The 220-nt window shown below is 40.0% G+C and carries 1 pseudogene; it reads right to left on the minus strand.

The features are described from left to right. Positions 1-65: 65 nt before the first annotated feature. A pseudogene (locus tag QCD85_RS23805) lies at positions 66-220 on the minus strand (endo-alpha-(1->5)-L-arabinanase); the annotation flags it as partial.

Below are 220 nucleotides of genomic sequence, written 5' to 3' on the forward strand. Positions count from 1 at the left end.
GTCACAGGCCAATATAACATATATGCTCCTACTATAAGACTGAGATTGCCACCGATTAACTTTTAGCCAAATCCTAGAACAGGAAGTGGCTTACCGCTTACCGGATCTAATTGAAGAATAAAGATACCGCCAGAGTATGAACCATAGACAATCCATAACTTGCCTTCTTTATAGAAAAAGGTATCGGGATCGACAGCATTCGGATCTTTAGTTGCATCAT

The organism is Paenibacillus sp. PsM32, assembly GCF_030433815.1.
Classification (GTDB): Bacteria; Bacillota; Bacilli; order Paenibacillales; family Paenibacillaceae; genus Saccharibacillus; species Saccharibacillus kyungheensis.